Below are 14663 nucleotides of genomic sequence, written 5' to 3'. Positions count from 1 at the left end.
CTTGGTCCTGCCGCCCCCCTGGAGTGCCCACGTGCGTAAGAGACGCAAGATCCTCACCGTGTCGACGGCCGTCGTGGCCGCGGCCACCCTGCCCCTGTTGATCAGCCCCGTGGTGAGCGCGGCCGTGCCGGAGGACGACGACGAGTCCTCTCGCGTGACCCGCCTCTACGCCCCGCCCCCCGACCGGGACTCCTACCGCCAGGTGGCCCGGCTCGCCTGGCGGGGCGACTTCCGTGACTCCGCCGGGCTCCTCGCCATGGTGCGGACGCCGCACGCGGTCTGGTACGGGGACGAGACCCCGGAGCAGGTCACACGGCTGGTCCGCCGGACGACGCGGAGCGCCGGCTTGCAGGGGAGGCTGCCGGTCCTGGCCCTCTACAACATCCCGGGCCGTGACTGCGGCAGCTACTCGAGCGGGGGAGCGGACGGCCTCGCCGCGTACCAGGCGTGGATCGATGCCGTCGCCGAGGGCATCGGCGACCGCGAGGTGCTGATCGTCCTCGAACCCGATTCGCTGGCGCTGCTGCCCTCCGACTGCGCCGATGCCTCGAACGCCGAGGAGACCGCCGTCGAGGAGCGGCCCGGACAGACGGCCGTCGAGGAGCGGCCCGAGCAGACGGCCGTCGAGGAGCGGCCCGCCGTCGACGCATCGCCCACCGAACTGCCGCCGCTGCCCGACCCCGACGCGTCCACGGCCCCGCCCGCCGCATCGGCCGCCCCCGGCACCGGCCAGGAGGCCGCGCAGCCCACGGACCCGCAGTCCGCCGACTCGCAGTCCGCCGACCCGCGCCCCGACGCCTCCGAACTCCCGGCGCCCATGCCCTCGGAGGCCCAGGAGGCCGCCGCCCCCGAGCCCTCCGCCTCCCAGAGCCCCGCCCCCGAGCCCTCCGCCGAACAGCCCAGCACCCTGCCCGAGCTGCCCCCGCTGCCCACGCCCGACCCCGTGACCCCCGACCCCGTGACCCCCGACCCCGAGGACGCGAGCGCATCGGGCGACCCGGACACCCCGGTGGTCGAGGACCCGGAGACCGCCGCCCGCTACTCCGAGATCAACTACGCGGTCGACGTCCTCGGCGCGCTCGGCAACGCGGCGGTGTACCTGGACGCGGGCCACTCCGGCTGGCACTCCGTCAGCAGCATCGTGCCCCGGCTGATCAAGGCCGGGATCGACCGTGCCACCGGCTTCGCCCTCAATGTCTCCCACTACCAGACCGACCAGGACAGTGCCTGGTACGGCCGGCTGATCTCCTCCTGCCTCGCCTACGCCGACGAGGGCGGGGACCCCGAGGACTGCGCCGAGCAGAGCTGGTCGCGGCGGCACGCCCGCCGCTGGCTGCGCGCCCACGTACCGGACGACCCGGCCGGTATGAAGCACTACGTCACCGACACCAGCCGCAACGGCCAGGGCCCCTGGACCCCGAGGGCCGCGACGCACCAGCACAACGACGTCCAGTCATGGTGCAACCCGCCGGGCCGGGGCCTGGGCCGGCGCCCCACCACCCGCACCGGCGAGGCGCTGCTGGACGCCGCGCTGTGGGTGAAGACGCCGGGCGAGTCGGACGGGCGCTGCCTGCGCGGCACCGACGGGCCCCTGGACCCGGTGCGCGGGACCGTCAACCCCGAGGCGGGGGAGTGGTTCCCGGAGCAGGCGCTGGAGCTGGTGCGCTACGCGGACCCGGCGGTCCACGTCTTCCGCCGGATCCACGGCCGCTGACGCCCCGGGTCAGCCCGCCGGATTGTGCCGGACGAGGGCGTCGACCAGGCCGGACGCGGTGTTCGGGAAGTCCATCGGAACGATCCCGAGCCCGGTCCACCCCTGTGCCTCGGCGCCCTCCAGGAACGACTTCACCCGGGGGTTCAGCCGGTCCGCGTTGGAGCGGGGCGGCAGCAGGGCGGCGGTGGAGACGTAGTTGATGAAGAGCTTGCCGGGCTGGGCCGCCGCCTTGCGGAACTGCGCCTCGATCTTCGGGTACTTGCCGATCGGCTCCGCCATGTAGTCGTCCTGGATGTCGAAGAGCGCGCCGTCGCCGTACCGCACCCCCGGCATGTTGTCCGAGTCGGCGAGCAGCACCACCCTGCCCCGGGCCTGACCCAGGGTGGGGAGGGTGCTGTCCAGGCGGAACAGGGAGCGCCAGCCCTTGTCGTCCAGATAGATGTCGAAGATCCGGCGGAACTCCGCGGCGCTCTCCTCCGAGTACTCCTGCTTGACCCGCATCAGCACGGTCTCCGACGGATGCGCGGAGAGGAAGGAGCGGCAGGCGCCGAGCACGTCGTCGAAGTTGAGGTGCTGGTAGAAGGCGCCGTGGTGGATGGGGAAAGCGTTCTCGAAGGCGCGGCAGCGGATGTCCAGGAAGCGGATGCCACTGGCCAGCTGGTCGGCGATGGTGGTGTTCTGACACTCCGTCCATGGACCGCCGAAGCGGGCGCCGGAGTCGTGGGTTCCGGGCAGGGTCAGCCGCTGGACCGGGGTGGCGTCGGCGATGGCCGACAGCCAGTCCTGGGCGGCGACCAGCCGGGGCGGCGCGGCGGTGGCCGTCGCGGTACCGCCGACGGCGGTGACCAGCCCCGCGGTGGACAGCGCGGCCGCGCCCCTGAGGAACCCTCGCCGGTCCATACGCCCACTCCCGTCGCTCGCCTGCCGGTGCCGTGCCGCACGGCATCGAAGCACAAACGGCATGGAGGGGCCACGGAAAACGGCTGAATCAGCGGTTCATCGAGGGATTCCCTAGAACCGCCGGTCCAGCCGGAGAGGTGTGACGCCGTCAGAGCCAGTCGCGGCGCTTGAAGATGAGGTACAGGCTGACGCAGACCACCGCCATCAGCAGGATGGCGAAGGGGTAGCCCAGCACCCAGTGCAGCTCGGGCATATGGGTGAAGTTCATCCCGTAGATGGTGCCGACCAGGGTGGGGGCGAACAGGATGGCCGCCCATGCGGAGATCTTCTTGACCTCCTCGTTCTGCTCGAAGCCCGCCTCGGCCAGCGCCCGCATCTCGGCGTTCTGCTGCTGGGTCACCAGGGTGGCGTTGACCGCGAGGATGTCGGTGAGGGCGGAGCGGAAGCCGTCCACGCGCTCGCTGGTGTGGGTGACGTGGTCGGCGACGTCCCGCAGATAGCGCTGGAGCTCCTCATCGGTGCCGTACTTGTCGAAGCCCGCCATCAGCCCGTGCAACATCCCGACCAGGGGGCGGGTGGCGCGCTGGAACTCCACCATTTCGCGGGAGAGCTCATAGATGCGCCGCGACACCTCGGGATCGCCGCGGAAGACCTCGGTCTCGATCTCGTCGATGTCGTTCTGCACCCCCGCCACGACGGGGGCGTAGCCGTCCACGACCGCGTCGAGGATCGCGTACAGCACGGCCTCGGGGCCCAGCGCCAGCAACTCGGGGGTGGACTCCATCCGGGCGCGCACCGCGGACAGGTCCGGCGCCGCGCCGTGCCGGACGGTGATGACGAAGTCGGGGCCCACGAAGACGTGCAGCTCGCCGAAGTCCACCTCCTCCGGCGCGTCGAGATAGCGGGCGGCGCGCAGCACCACGAAGAGCGTCTCGCCGTAGCGCTCCAGCTTGGGGCGCTGATGGGCCTCCATCGCGTCCTCGATGGCCAGCTTGTGCAGATCGAACTCCTCGGCGAGCGAGAGCAACTCCGCCTCGCTCGGCCGGTACAGCCCGATCCACGCCATGGCGCCCGTCTCCTCGCGCAGCCGCCGGTAGGTGGCGGCCAGGGACCCGGGGGTGCCGACCCGGCGGCCGTCCCGGTACACGGCGGCGTCCACCACACTGCGCTCGTCGGCCTCGGACGGGGCCCCGTCGGCCGCCGCGGTCGGCGGCTCGCCGCGCGGCGGGCCCGGGGCGGGGCGGGGTGTGGCGTCGGCCCGGTCCGCCCCGGCGGGGCGCCGCCAGGGGTAGCGCTTCGTGGGACGCGGGGTGCGGCGGCGCTCGGGCATAGACGGTCCTTTTCGGATAGCGGGCTCGGGCTCGGACCTGCGCCCCTCCTGTCGTCTCGGGTCGCGAGCACTGACCTCAGTGCAGGATATCGCCCCATATGACCGGCGTGCGCCCTGGGGCAGTGGCGGACTGGCCGCTCGGCGCCAGGCCCTGCCCGGCGGACCACGCGGCGGAGCCGCATATCGACGCTTCCCCTACCCGCCCCTTCCCGTAACCGGGGCTCCGCCCCGGACCCCGCTCCTCAATCGCCGGAGAGGCTGAAATCAGCCCGTCAGGGGGCACCTCCCAGCGGTAGCTGGGGGAGCTTGAGGACACGCCCGAAGGGCGTCCGGGGTCCAGGGGGCGGAGCCCCATGGTTCGGGAAGGGGCGGGTAGGGGAGCAGCCCGCCGCAGGCGTACGCGTACCGCCGGACACTCCCTACGGCAGCAGCCCCGCCCGGCGGGCCTCGACAACGGCGTGGAGACGGGTACGGGCCCCCAACTTCCGCATCGAGGACCGCAGATAGCTCTTGACCGTCTCCGGCCGCAACCCCAGCCGCTCCGCCGCCGCCGAATTCGTCGCCCCCGACGCCACACACGCCAGCACGTCCACCTCGCGCGGCGACAGCTCCGCCCCGCCCGAGCGCTCCCGCTCCCGGCCGCGCCCCGAGGAGGCCCTGGCCAGCCGGCCGCAGGCGGTGAGTATCTCCTCCCGCAACTGCGGGTCGGGCACCCGGTGCGCCAGGGCCCGCAGATCGCCATGGGCCTCGCGCACCTCCTCCCACACCGCCGGATCGGTCTCCTCCGTCGGCGGCGCCCACCGCGGCTGCCTCCGCAGCCGCCGCTGCCGAGCCTCCGCCAGCATCCGCTGCGCCTCGTCCCGCGCCGCCAGTTCCCGCGCCAGTTCGTGCTCCAGCGCCCGTTCCAGTTCGCGGGCCGCCTCCACGGCCGAGTTCAGCGCGCGGTCGCCGAGCACCAGCGGCTGGCGCAGCGCGCCGTACAGCACTCCGCGCACCTGCCCGCGCACCACCACCGGCACCGCGAGCATCGAGCGCAGCCCCTCCGCGCCCACCGCCGCGTCGTATTCATGGCTGATCGCCCGCGAGGTGGGGTAGTCCGCCACCGAGATCGGCCGGGACATGGTGAGGACCTTGCCGCCGAGGCCGTTGCCGGGTGTGATGGCCAGTCCCCGCAGGGAGTTGGTCGTGGTGCCGGTGAGTTCCGAGATCCGGAACTGCCGTGACCCCGAGAAGAGCCCGCCGAACGCGACGGGCAGTCCACCGCGCCGGCGCATCCGCTGGAGCGTGCTGTGCACATCGACGGCCCTGCCCGATCCCGCCCCGTCCGATCCCGCCACGGCCACCTCCCGCATCCAGCGCCACCCCCGTCCGGGGGTAGTGAGACTCAGATCACCCGTCGCACGATGCTAGCGAGCGGTACGCCCTTCAGGAGGACAAGTGACAGCAATCAATCCGGCCCAGGACTTCCGTGCGGCACGGGACTTCCTGCTCGGCCACCGGGAGGACTACGCGGCGGCGTACGAGGGGTTCCGCTGGCCCCGCCCGGAGCGGTTCAACTGGGCCCTGGACTGGTTCGACGGGATCGCCGGGCGCGGCGGCGACCGTACCGCCCTGCACATCGTCGAGGAGGACGGCGGCGAGATCCGCCTGACCTTCGAGGAACTGCGCCGCCGCTCCAACCGGGCCGCGAACTGGCTGCGCGAGCGGGGAGTGCGGGCCGGTGACCGCATCGTGGTCATGCTCGGCAACCAGGTCGAGCTGTGGGAGACCGCGCTGGCCGCGATGAAGCTGCGCGCCGTGGTCATCCCCGCCACCCCGCTGCTCGGACCGCTCGACCTCGCCGACCGCATCGAGCGCGGCCGGGCGCGGCATGTGATCGTGCGGGCCGGGGACACCGGCAAGTTCGCGGACGTGGCCGGGGACTACACCCGGATCGCGGTCGGCGGCGCGCCCGAGGGCTGGCTCGCCTACGAGGACGCCGGGACCGCCGCCATCACGGTGGACGGCACGGCGGGCGCCACGGCCGACGGCGCCGGGGGTGATGAGCCCTTCACCCCCGACGGGCCGACCCTCGCCACCGACCCCCTGATGCTGTACTTCACCTCCGGCACCACCGCCCGCCCCAAGCTGGTCGAGCACACCCACATCTCATACCCCATCGGACATCTGTCGACGATGTACTGGATCGGGGTCAAACCGGGTGATGTCCACCTCAACATCTCCTCCCCCGGATGGGCCAAGCACGCCTGGTCCAATCTCTTCGCCCCCTGGAACGCCGAGGCCACCGTCTTCGTCCACAACTACACGCGGTTCGACGCCACCCGGCTGATGGCCGAGATGGACCGCTGCTCCATCACCACCTTCTGCGCCCCGCCCACCGTCTGGCGGATGCTCATCCAGGCCGATCTCACTCAGCTCCGCACCCCGCCCCGGGAGGCCGTCGCCGCGGGCGAGCCGCTGAACCCCGAGGTCATCGAGCATGTGCGGCGCGCCTGGGGGGTGACCATCCGGGACGGCTTCGGCCAGACCGAGACCGCCGTTCAGGTGGCCAACACCCCCGGACAGCCGCTCAAGCCGGGTTCGATGGGACGGCCCACCCCCGGGTTCCGGGTCGCCCTGCTCGATCCGGTCACCGGCCGGCCCGGTGCGGAGGGCGAGATCTGCCTCGACCTCACCGGCCCCGAGGGCCGCCCCGTCGGCCTGATGACCGGCTACGAGGGCGATGAGGAGCGCACCGCCGAGGCCACCGCGGGCGGCTACTACCGCACCGGGGACATCGGCTCGCGCGACGCCGACGGCTACATCACCTACATCGGCCGCGCCGACGACGTCTTCAAGGCGTCCGACTACAAGATCTCCCCGTTCGAGCTGGAGAGCGCGCTGCTGGAGCACGAGGCGGTGGCCGAGGCCGCCGTCGTCCCGGCCCCCGACCCGGTGCGGCTCGCCGTGCCGAAGGCGTACATCGTCCTCGCGGAGGGCTGGGAGCCCGGCCCGGACACCGCGAAAGCGCTGTTCGCGCACTCGCGGGCGGTGCTCGCGCCGTACAAGCGGATCCGCCGATTGGAGTTCGCCGACCTCCCCAAGACGGTTTCCGGGAAGATTCGCCGGATCGAGCTGCGTGAACGCACGGCACAGGGCGGCGGTATCGAGTTTCATGAGGAGATCTGATGACTGACGCTCATATGATGACCCACCCTCACGAACGTGAAGGCGTCCGTGACCGTGACACCAAGGAGCTGCCATGACCGACCTGACGTCCGACCCACCAAGCCCAGCCGGGCTCTCCTACGCCAGTGGAGTCGGTGACCTCCCGCTGCTCGGCGACACCATCGGCGCCAACCTGGCCCGCGCCGTCGAGCTGTACGGCGAGCGCGAGGCGCTCGTCGACATCCCCTCCGGCCGCCGCTGGACCTACGCCGAGTTCGGCCGGTCGGTGGAGGAGGTCGCGCTCGGGCTGATGGCCAAGGGGGTCGCCAAGGGCGACCGGGTCGGCATCTGGGCCGTCAACTGCCCCGAATGGGTGCTGTTGCAGTACGCGACCGCCCGCATCGGCGCCATCATGGTCAATATCAACCCCGCATACCGCGTCCACGAGCTGCGGTACGTGCTCCAGCAGGCGGGCATCTCGGTCCTGGTCTCCTCCACCGAGCACAAGACCAGCGACTACCGCCGGATGGTCGAGCAGGTGCGCTCGGCCTGCTCCGCCCTGCGCGATGTCATCTACATCGGCGACCGGACCTGGGACATGCTGGTGCGCGCGGGAGCCGATGTCGCCCCCGGGCGGCTGGCCGAGCGCGAGGCCCGGATCGGCTGCGACGACGCGGTCAACATCCAGTACACCTCCGGCACCACCGGCTTCCCCAAGGGCGCCACCCTCTCCCACCACAGCATCCTCAACAACGGCTTCTTCGTGGGGGAGACGGTCCGCTACACCGCCGAGGACCGGATCTGTGTGCCGGTGCCCTTCTACCACTGCTTCGGCATGGTGATGGGCAACCTCGCGGCCACCACCCACGGCGCCTGCGTGGTCATCCCCGCCCCCACCTTCGACCCCGTCGCCACCCTCTCGGCCGTCGAACGGGAGCGCTGCACCTCGCTGTACGGCGTGCCCACCATGTTCATCGCCGAACTGGCCCTGCCGGACTTCGCCACCTTCGACCTCAGCTCGCTGCGCACCGGGATCATGGCCGGATCGCCCTGCCCGGTGGAGGTGATGCGGCGGGTGGTCGGCGAGATGCACATGGAGGAGGTGTCCATCTGCTACGGCATGACCGAGACCTCACCGGTCTCCACCCAGACCCGGCCCGATGACGACCTCATGCGCCGCACCTCGACGGTCGGCCGGGTGCTGCCGCATGTCGAGGTCAAGATCGTCGACCCGGCGACCGGGGCGACCGTGCCCCGCGGCACCCGCGGCGAGCTGTGCACCCGCGGCTACTCGGTGATGCTCGGCTACTGGCAGGAGCCCGAGCGGACCGCCGAGGCGATCGACTCGGCGCGCTGGATGCACACCGGCGACCTCGCGGTGATGGACGACGAGGGGTACGTCCAGATCGTGGGCCGGATCAAGGACATGATCGTCCGCGGTGGGGAGAACGTCTATCCGCGGGAGATCGAGGAGTTTCTGCACACCCATCCCAAGATCGCGGATGTGCAGGTCGTCGGCGTACCGGACGAGAAGTACGGCGAGGAGATCCTGGCCTGCGTCATCCTGCGCGAGGGCGCCAGGACCCTCACCCGCGACGAGCTCGCCCGCTTCTGCCGGGGCCGCCTCGCCCACTACAAGGTCCCCCGCTATCTGCGGCTCATGGACGCCTTCCCGATGACGGTCAGCGGCAAGGTCCGCAAGGTCGAGCTGCGTGAGGCGGCCGCCCGGGAGCTGCTGCCCGAGACCCGGTCCGAGGCCGATCCGGCCAGATCGGAAACGCTTGCCGAGCGGGCCGAGCCCCAGGCCGCGCCCAGTTGATGAGATGCGGGCCCCTCTACCACAGCAGGGGCCCACACCCCCGCAGGGGCCCACACCCCGCACCCCGGAACGCCACGTGTCCCCGGGCTCCCGCCCCCGGGCTCCCGCCCCCTGGCTCCCGTCACTGGATGCCGTTCGGCAGGCAGGACTTCACCCCGGATCGCGCGCCGCGGCTGAAGTAGGAGACCCGCTGGGATGCGTCGCCGTGGTCGGAGACATCGGTCCACGGGGTCCTGTCGGCGAGCGCGGTCAGGGCGTCCGCCAGCTCCTCGGTGTCGCCGTCCTCGAAGGTGAGCGTCCCGTCCTGCGCGGCGCCGAAGAGGACCGCCCCGGCCAGGCAGTCGGCCTGGAGCTCACGGGCCAGGTCCACCAACCCCGCGTCCAGCCGGTTCTGGACGGCATGGCCCCACTCATGGGCGATCACCAGATAGACCCAGGCGTCACCCCGCGCGTGCCCCCAGCGCATCAGATCCATGTCCCACGCTATGTAGTCGCCGTCCGGGCAGTACACGGCGTTGTCGTCCGGGAGGGGCGCGTCGCCGCACACCGGAGTGCCGGGGGTGTCGCCGTCGTAGGCCCCCGCGACCTGGGGCGGGCTGTAGCCGCCGGTGAACAGCTGGGGCCAGTGGGTCTGCCAGTAGGCGTTGGTGACGGAGACCGCCGCCTGGATGTCCTCCTCCACGCTCCCTCCACCGTCGGGGCCGGCGCCGCCGGTCGGCGGTGCGGGCGTGCGGGACGACGGTCCGGGCGCGGGCGAGGAGCTCTCCACCGTGGGCGGGGGCCCACCGTCGCCCCCGCATCCGGTCACCAGAAGCAGGGTCAGGGCGGCGGCGAGAGCGGCCCATGACCTCGGGTACCACGGAACAGCCATCGTTCGGCCTCCGGCCGGTCGAGCGGATGGGACGGGTGAACGGTGGAGGGCGGCCCCTCAGCGGCCCCTCAGAGGAAGCGTTCCCCGGTCATGAGCACAAGGGCCGACCGCGTCGGCCGAGGGCCGACCGGGTCAGCCGCCCGGCGGGCCCATCCGGATCAGTACGTCCGCCGGGTCGTTGACGGGCTGCGGGGTGCCGGTGAGATCCATGATGAACAGCGGCAGATGCAGCGCGTCGGCGCGCGCCCGCGCCTCCCGCGCATAGCCCGCGAGCGAGAAGAAGACGCCCGTCGCCGACTTGTGGAGCCCGTTCAGCCACAGACACTCGATGTCCCGCAGCCCGGTGGGGCGGGTGGTCGGATCGACCTGGGCGACCACGCCCGTTCCACAGAGGTCCACTCCGGAGACCGCCCGGTCCTCCGAGGGCCGCAGGCTGCGGAAGCCGAGCCACTTCAGATACTGCGCGGCGGCGGTGACCGCGTCCCGCGCGGTACGGATCGTGACCGGCCGGAACGCCGGGCGCCGCACCGCCGGGCCGCCGGGTCCGGCCGCCGCGCCCGGTCCGGCCGGGGGCGGCGCGGCGACGGGGACGCGGACCACCGCGCCGCAGTCGCAGCCGAGCTCCGGCCGCGGCCAGTGGCCCTGGCGGCCGCAGGCCGGGCAGTTCACCGCCACCCAGAGGTTCTCCCAGGTGCGGTGGCCGAGCTCCTCCGGGGTGCCGTCGCGGAGGACGGGGAGGGTGACCGGGGCGCCGCACGCACAGGGGAGGGCGGGCGGCGTGAACGACTGCTCGCGACGGCACGCGGGACAACGCACCGGCACGTTGTCTGTCATCGGGGCGCTCCGTGGACGGAAGGCGGATGCGGTATCGGTCCATGCTCCCCGAAGCGGGCGGCCGCGGGGAGGGACTTGGGCGTTCTGTCCCCCGCATCGGGGGCGTCGTGTTAGGGCGGGACGCAGTAGGTTGGCGGCGTGAGACTGAGGGTTGAGTTCACCACCGAACCGTTCGACCTCGACGAGGTGCCGCCGCACGCCGTGGCCGCCCGCGAGACCGTCCAGGCCGCCCCGCTGGACGCCGTGGACGTCGGCCCCTTCGGCAATACGGCCGAGGGCGGCGCGGAGGCGGTGCTGGAGGCCGTCGACCGGCTGCTGCGCAGCTCCCTCGAAGCCGGTGCCACCCGGATCTCGCTCCAGGTCAACGTCCTCGGGGAGGCCGAGGCGTGAGCGTACCGGCCGACCACCCCTTCGCCGCCGCGGTGAAGCCGCTCGTCGACGCCATGGGCGGCGAGATGATCGCCCCGGAGCGGGCCCGGGGCGACGATGTGGTGCTCTCCTGGGAGGGCCGCCCGGTGGTCGCCGTAAGGCTGCCGCATCTGTCGGACTCGCTCGACCGCATCCTCGCCGACCTCCAGCGCCGGCACGGCGTACCGCTCTCGGCCCTCGACCGCAAGACCAAGCAGTCCGTGGTCCGCCAGCTCGAGCAGCGCGGCGCCTTCTCGGTGCGCCACGGCGTCGAGACGGTCGCCGGGGCCCTCGGGGTGAGCCGCTTCACCGTCTACAACTACCTCAACCGCGAGAAGGGCGGGGACTGATCATTCCTCGTCGTTACGCGAGGTTTTTCAACAAACTGTTGACGTCCGGCGAGGGAGGCTCCTAGCTTGCGAGAGTGACTTCCAGTGCACCGCCGGGGCTGGCCCGGTTCAACGCGGTGGACGACCGGGACGCCGCCGCGATGCTGCGCGCGGTGTGCGCCAGCCGGGCCTGGGGCGCGGCGGTGGCGGCCGGGCGGCCGTACGGGACGGTCGGGGAACTGCTCGACGCCGCGGACGCGGCCATGGCCGGACTGACCGCCGCCGACCTGGCCGAGGCGATGGCCGGGCATCCGCCCATCGGACGGCCGGCACCGGGCGACGCCGCCTCGGCGCGGGAGCAGAGCGGGGTACGGGACGCGGAGCGCGCGGAGCTGCTGGAGCTGAACCTCGCGTACCAGGAGCGCCACGGCCATGTCTTCCTGATCTGCGCCACCGGCCGCACCGGCGAGGAGATGCTGGCCGCGCTGCGCGAGCGGATCCACCACGACGCCGACACCGAGCGCGACATCGTCCGCACCGAACTGGGAAAGATCAACCGCATCCGGCTGACCCGGCTGACGGAAACCCTGACGGAAACCCTGGAGGCCCCGCGGGCCCCGGCGGAAGGAGAGCGGTGATGGCGAGCGGCGCCACCTCGGTGTCCACCCACGTCCTGGACACCAGCATCGGCCGCCCCGCCGTGGGCGTGGTCGTCGAGCTGTCCGTCCGCTCGGGGCCGGGCGCGGAGTGGACGGCGCACGCCGACTCGCTCACCGACGCCGACGGACGCTGCGGGGACCTGCCCGCCCTCCCCGAGGGCACCACCCACGCACGGCTGCGCTTCGAGACCGGGCCGTATCTGACCCACGCCTTCTTCCCGGAGGTCGCGGTCGCCTTCGCCGTCGAGCCGGGTGAGCACTACCACGTACCGCTGCTGCTCACCCCGTTCGGCTACTCCGTCTACCGAGGGAGCTAGCACCGATGCCCACGCTCGGCCCGAACAGCTACGGCAAAGCCGAAACCCGTGTCGTCCGGGTGGTGCGCGATCGAGCCGTGCACCACCTGAAGGACCTCAACGTCTCGGTGGCGCTCTCCGGAGAGATGGACGAGGTCCACCTCTCCGGCAGCAACGCCAACGTCCTGCCGACCGACACCACCAAGAACACCGTGTACGCCTTCGCCAAGGAGCACGGCATCGACACGGCCGAGGAGTTCGGCATCCGGCTGGCCCGCCACTTCGTCACCAGCCAGGAGCCCATCCACCGCGCCCGCATCCGTGTCGAGGAGTACGCCTGGGAGCGGATCGGGACGGCCGGGAGCGCCGAGCACTCCTTCGTCCGCCGCGGCCAGGAGGTCCGCACCGCCCAGATCACCTTCGACGGCGAGCGCTGGGAGGTGGTCTCCGGGCTCACCGGCCTCACCGTCCTCAACACCACGGACTCCGAGTTCCGGGGCTATGTGAAGGACCGGTACACCACGCTCCCGGAGGCGCGCGACCGGATCCTCGCCACCGATGTGCACGCCCGCTGGCGCTACGGCTGGAGCGAGGACACCCGGCCGATGCCGGACTGGGACCTGGGCCACGCCGAGGCGCGCGGCCATCTGCTGAGCGCGTTCGCCGGGACCTACTCGCTCTCGCTCCAGCAGACGCTGTACCAGATGGGCGCGCGGGTGATCGAGCACCGCCCCGAGATCGACGAGATACGCCTCTCACTGCCCAACAAGCATCACTTCCTGGTCGATCTGGAACCCTTCGGCCTCACCAACGACAACGAGGTCTACATCGCCGCCGACCGGCCCTACGGGCTCATCGAGGCCACCGTGCTGCGGGACGGCGCGGAGCCGAGGATCCCCACCGACTGACCGCCCCACCGATCCCCATTCGACCGATACGACGGGAGGGCCACGCTCCGTGAACCGCATCGTCATCGAGAACTGCGCCGTCGCCACCGTGGACGCCCACGACACCGAGTACGCCTCCGGCCATGTCGTCGTCGCGGGCAACCGCATCGAGTCGGTGGGCGAGGGGCGCGCGCCGGAGGGGCTGGAGGGCGTCGGCCGCCGGGTCGACGGCACGGGACATCTGGTCACCCCTGGCCTGGTCAACACCCATCACCACTTCTACCAGTGGCTCACCCGCGGCCTGGCCCAGGACAGCAACCTCTTCGACTGGCTGGTCGCGCTCTACCCCGTCTGGGCGCGGATCGACGAGCCGATGGTCCACGCGGCGGCCCGCGGTTCGCTCGCGATGATGGTGCGCGGCGGGGTCACCACCGCCATGGACCACCACTACGTCTTTCCGCGCGGCAGCGGCGATCTGCTGGGCGCCGAGATCCGCGCGGCGCGCGAGCTGGGGGTGCGGTTCACCGCCGCCCGCGGCTCCATGGACCTCGGCACCTCCGACGGCGGACTGCCGCCGGACTTCGCCGTGGAGTCCATGGAGGACGCGCTGGCCGCCACCGAGGAGGCCATCGACACCCACCACGACCCGGCGTTCGACGCCATGCTGCGGATCGTGGTGGCGCCCTGCTCGCCCTTCTCCGTCTCCACCGAACTGCTCCGCGAGTCCGCGACGCTGGCCCGCCGCAAGGGCGTACGGCTGCACACCCACGGCTCGGAGACGGTGGAGGAGGAGAAGTTCTGCCATGAGCGGTTCGGGATGGGGCCGACCGACTACTTCGAGTCCACCGGCTGGCTGGGCGAGGACGTGTGGATGGCCCACTGCGTCCATATGAGCGACACCGACATCCAGGCGTTCGCCCGGACCGGCACCGGGGTGGCCCACTGCCCCTCGTCCAACGCCCGGCTCGCCGCCGGGATCGCCCGCGTCCCCGATCTGCTCGCCGCGGGCGTGCCGGTCGGCCTCGGCGTGGACGGCACCGCCTCCAACGAATCCGGTGAGCTCCACACCGAACTGCGCAACGCGCTGCTGATCAACCGGCTCGGCGGCCACCGGGAGAAGGCGCTGAACGTCCGTCAGGCGCTGCGCCTCGGCACCCACGGCGGTGCGCGGGTGCTCGGCCGCCAGGAGGAGATCGGCTCGCTGGAGCCGGGCAAACTGGCCGACCTGGTGCTGTGGAAGCTGGACGGCCTCGGCCACTCGTCCATCGCCGACCCGGTCGCGGCCCTCGTCCTCGGCGCCCCGGCCCCGGTGACCCTGTCCCTGGTGAACGGCGCTCCGGTGGTCGAGTCGGGCCGGCTGCTCACCGTGGACGAGGACCAGATCGCCCGGGAGGCGCGCACCGAGGCGCGGCGCCTGGCCCGTATCGCGGAAGAGGGCTGAACCGTACGGTCCGGGGCCCTTCTTCCGC

At 72.3% G+C, this 14663-nt stretch carries 14 protein-coding genes; 9 read left to right on the top strand and 5 right to left on the bottom strand.

Translation table 11 applies throughout. The annotated features are described in order from the left end of the window. Nucleotides 1–31: 31 nt before the first annotated feature. Nucleotides 32–1714 (top strand): glycoside hydrolase family 6 protein, encoded by a 1683-nt coding sequence (locus ACZ6TD_RS13520; protein WP_471353857.1) that lies wholly within the window; start codon nt 32–34, stop codon nt 1712–1714. A 9-nt stretch (nt 1715–1723) separates the two neighbouring features. Here the strand turns inward: ACZ6TD_RS13520 and ACZ6TD_RS13515 are convergent, their stop codons facing one another. The 3 genes from ACZ6TD_RS13515 to ACZ6TD_RS13505 all read right to left on the bottom strand — a co-directional run bounded on the left by ACZ6TD_RS13515 (nt 1724) and on the right by ACZ6TD_RS13505 (nt 5296). Next, nucleotides 1724–2614, bottom strand: coding sequence for a phosphatidylinositol-specific phospholipase C (locus ACZ6TD_RS13515; RefSeq protein WP_471353854.1), 891 nt, complete (start codon nt 2612–2614; stop codon nt 1724–1726). A gap of 148 nt (nt 2615–2762) precedes the next feature. Then, nucleotides 2763–3944 (bottom strand): magnesium and cobalt transport protein CorA, encoded by a 1182-nt coding sequence (locus ACZ6TD_RS13510; protein ID WP_471353852.1) that lies wholly within the window; start codon nt 3942–3944, stop codon nt 2763–2765. Between the two features lie 419 nt (nt 3945–4363). After that, on the bottom strand, nt 4364–5296 hold the full coding sequence (locus tag ACZ6TD_RS13505; protein ID WP_471353850.1) for a helix-turn-helix transcriptional regulator: 933 nt from the start codon (nt 5294–5296) through the stop codon (nt 4364–4366). An 85-nt stretch (nt 5297–5381) separates the two neighbouring features. Between ACZ6TD_RS13505 and ACZ6TD_RS13500 the strand changes: the two genes are divergently transcribed. Both ACZ6TD_RS13500 and ACZ6TD_RS13495 read left to right on the top strand, forming a co-directional pair. Continuing rightward, entirely contained in the window at nt 5382–7112 is a 1731-nt protein-coding gene (locus tag ACZ6TD_RS13500; protein WP_471353847.1) for an AMP-binding protein, read from the top strand. 73 nt (nt 7113–7185) lie between these two features. Beyond that, a complete protein-coding gene (locus ACZ6TD_RS13495; RefSeq protein ID WP_471353846.1) occupies nt 7186–8910 on the top strand; it encodes an AMP-binding protein in 1725 nt (574 codons plus the stop codon). 121 nt (nt 8911–9031) lie between these two features. Here the strand turns inward: ACZ6TD_RS13495 and ACZ6TD_RS13490 are convergent, their stop codons facing one another. Both ACZ6TD_RS13490 and ACZ6TD_RS13485 read right to left on the bottom strand, forming a co-directional pair. After that, a complete protein-coding gene (locus tag ACZ6TD_RS13490; protein ID WP_471353844.1) occupies nt 9032–9781 on the bottom strand; it encodes a neutral zinc metallopeptidase in 750 nt (249 codons plus the stop codon). Between the two features lie 132 nt (nt 9782–9913). Further along, nucleotides 9914–10615, bottom strand: coding sequence for a hypothetical protein (locus tag ACZ6TD_RS13485; protein WP_471353841.1), 702 nt, complete (start codon nt 10613–10615; stop codon nt 9914–9916). A gap of 138 nt (nt 10616–10753) precedes the next feature. Here ACZ6TD_RS13485 and ACZ6TD_RS13480 point away from each other — a divergent pair, with 138 nt between their 5' ends. From ACZ6TD_RS13480 to ACZ6TD_RS13455, 6 genes are all read left to right on the top strand, one after another. Further along, nucleotides 10754–11005 (top strand): hypothetical protein, encoded by a 252-nt coding sequence (locus ACZ6TD_RS13480; RefSeq protein WP_137979984.1) that lies wholly within the window; start codon nt 10754–10756, stop codon nt 11003–11005. Next, nucleotides 11002–11373, top strand: a complete 372-nt coding sequence (locus ACZ6TD_RS13475; RefSeq protein ID WP_470005468.1) for a helix-turn-helix domain-containing protein — start codon at nt 11002–11004, stop codon at nt 11371–11373. The genes ACZ6TD_RS13480 and ACZ6TD_RS13475 overlap by 4 nt, the downstream gene beginning before the upstream one ends. Before the next feature lie 74 nt (nt 11374–11447). Continuing rightward, entirely contained in the window at nt 11448–11990 is a 543-nt protein-coding gene (gene uraD / locus ACZ6TD_RS13470) for a 2-oxo-4-hydroxy-4-carboxy-5-ureidoimidazoline decarboxylase (protein ID WP_471353838.1), read from the top strand. Continuing rightward, nucleotides 11990–12328: a hydroxyisourate hydrolase gene (uraH, locus tag ACZ6TD_RS13465; protein WP_471353836.1), complete on the top strand. Its 339-nt coding sequence runs from the start codon at nt 11990–11992 to the stop codon at nt 12326–12328. The genes uraD and uraH overlap by 1 nt, the downstream gene beginning before the upstream one ends. A gap of 5 nt (nt 12329–12333) precedes the next feature. Then, nucleotides 12334–13215 carry a factor-independent urate hydroxylase gene (gene pucL / locus ACZ6TD_RS13460; protein WP_471353835.1) on the top strand — a complete coding sequence of 294 codons (882 nt, stop codon included), beginning with the start codon at nt 12334–12336 and terminating at the stop codon, nt 13213–13215. 49 nt (nt 13216–13264) lie between these two features. Then, nucleotides 13265–14635, top strand: coding sequence for an 8-oxoguanine deaminase (locus ACZ6TD_RS13455; protein ID WP_471353833.1), 1371 nt, complete (start codon nt 13265–13267; stop codon nt 14633–14635). Nucleotides 14636–14663: the final 28 nt, after the last annotated feature.

Source organism: Streptomyces yongxingensis, from assembly GCF_055597465.1.
This window is presented reverse-complemented; position numbering and strand designations above follow the sequence as displayed.

Coding starts and splice junctions, on each gene's coding strand:
- ACZ6TD_RS13515 (WP_471353854.1), bottom strand. CDS start 2,614: ATGGACCGGCGAGGGTTCCTCAGGGGCGCGGCCGCGCTGTCCACCGCG.
- ACZ6TD_RS13510 (WP_471353852.1), bottom strand. CDS start 3,944: ATGCCCGAGCGCCGCCGCACCCCGCGTCCCACGAAGCGCTACCCCTGG.
- ACZ6TD_RS13505 (WP_471353850.1), bottom strand. CDS start 5,296: ATGCGGGAGGTGGCCGTGGCGGGATCGGACGGGGCGGGATCGGGCAGG.
- ACZ6TD_RS13495 (WP_471353846.1), top strand. CDS start 7,186: ATGACCGACCTGACGTCCGACCCACCAAGCCCAGCCGGGCTCTCCTAC.
- ACZ6TD_RS13490 (WP_471353844.1), bottom strand. CDS start 9,781: ATGGCTGTTCCGTGGTACCCGAGGTCATGGGCCGCTCTCGCCGCCGCC.
- ACZ6TD_RS13485 (WP_471353841.1), bottom strand. CDS start 10,615: ATGACAGACAACGTGCCGGTGCGTTGTCCCGCGTGCCGTCGCGAGCAG.
- uraH (WP_471353836.1), top strand. CDS start 11,990: ATGGCGAGCGGCGCCACCTCGGTGTCCACCCACGTCCTGGACACCAGC.
- pucL (WP_471353835.1), top strand. CDS start 12,334: ATGCCCACGCTCGGCCCGAACAGCTACGGCAAAGCCGAAACCCGTGTC.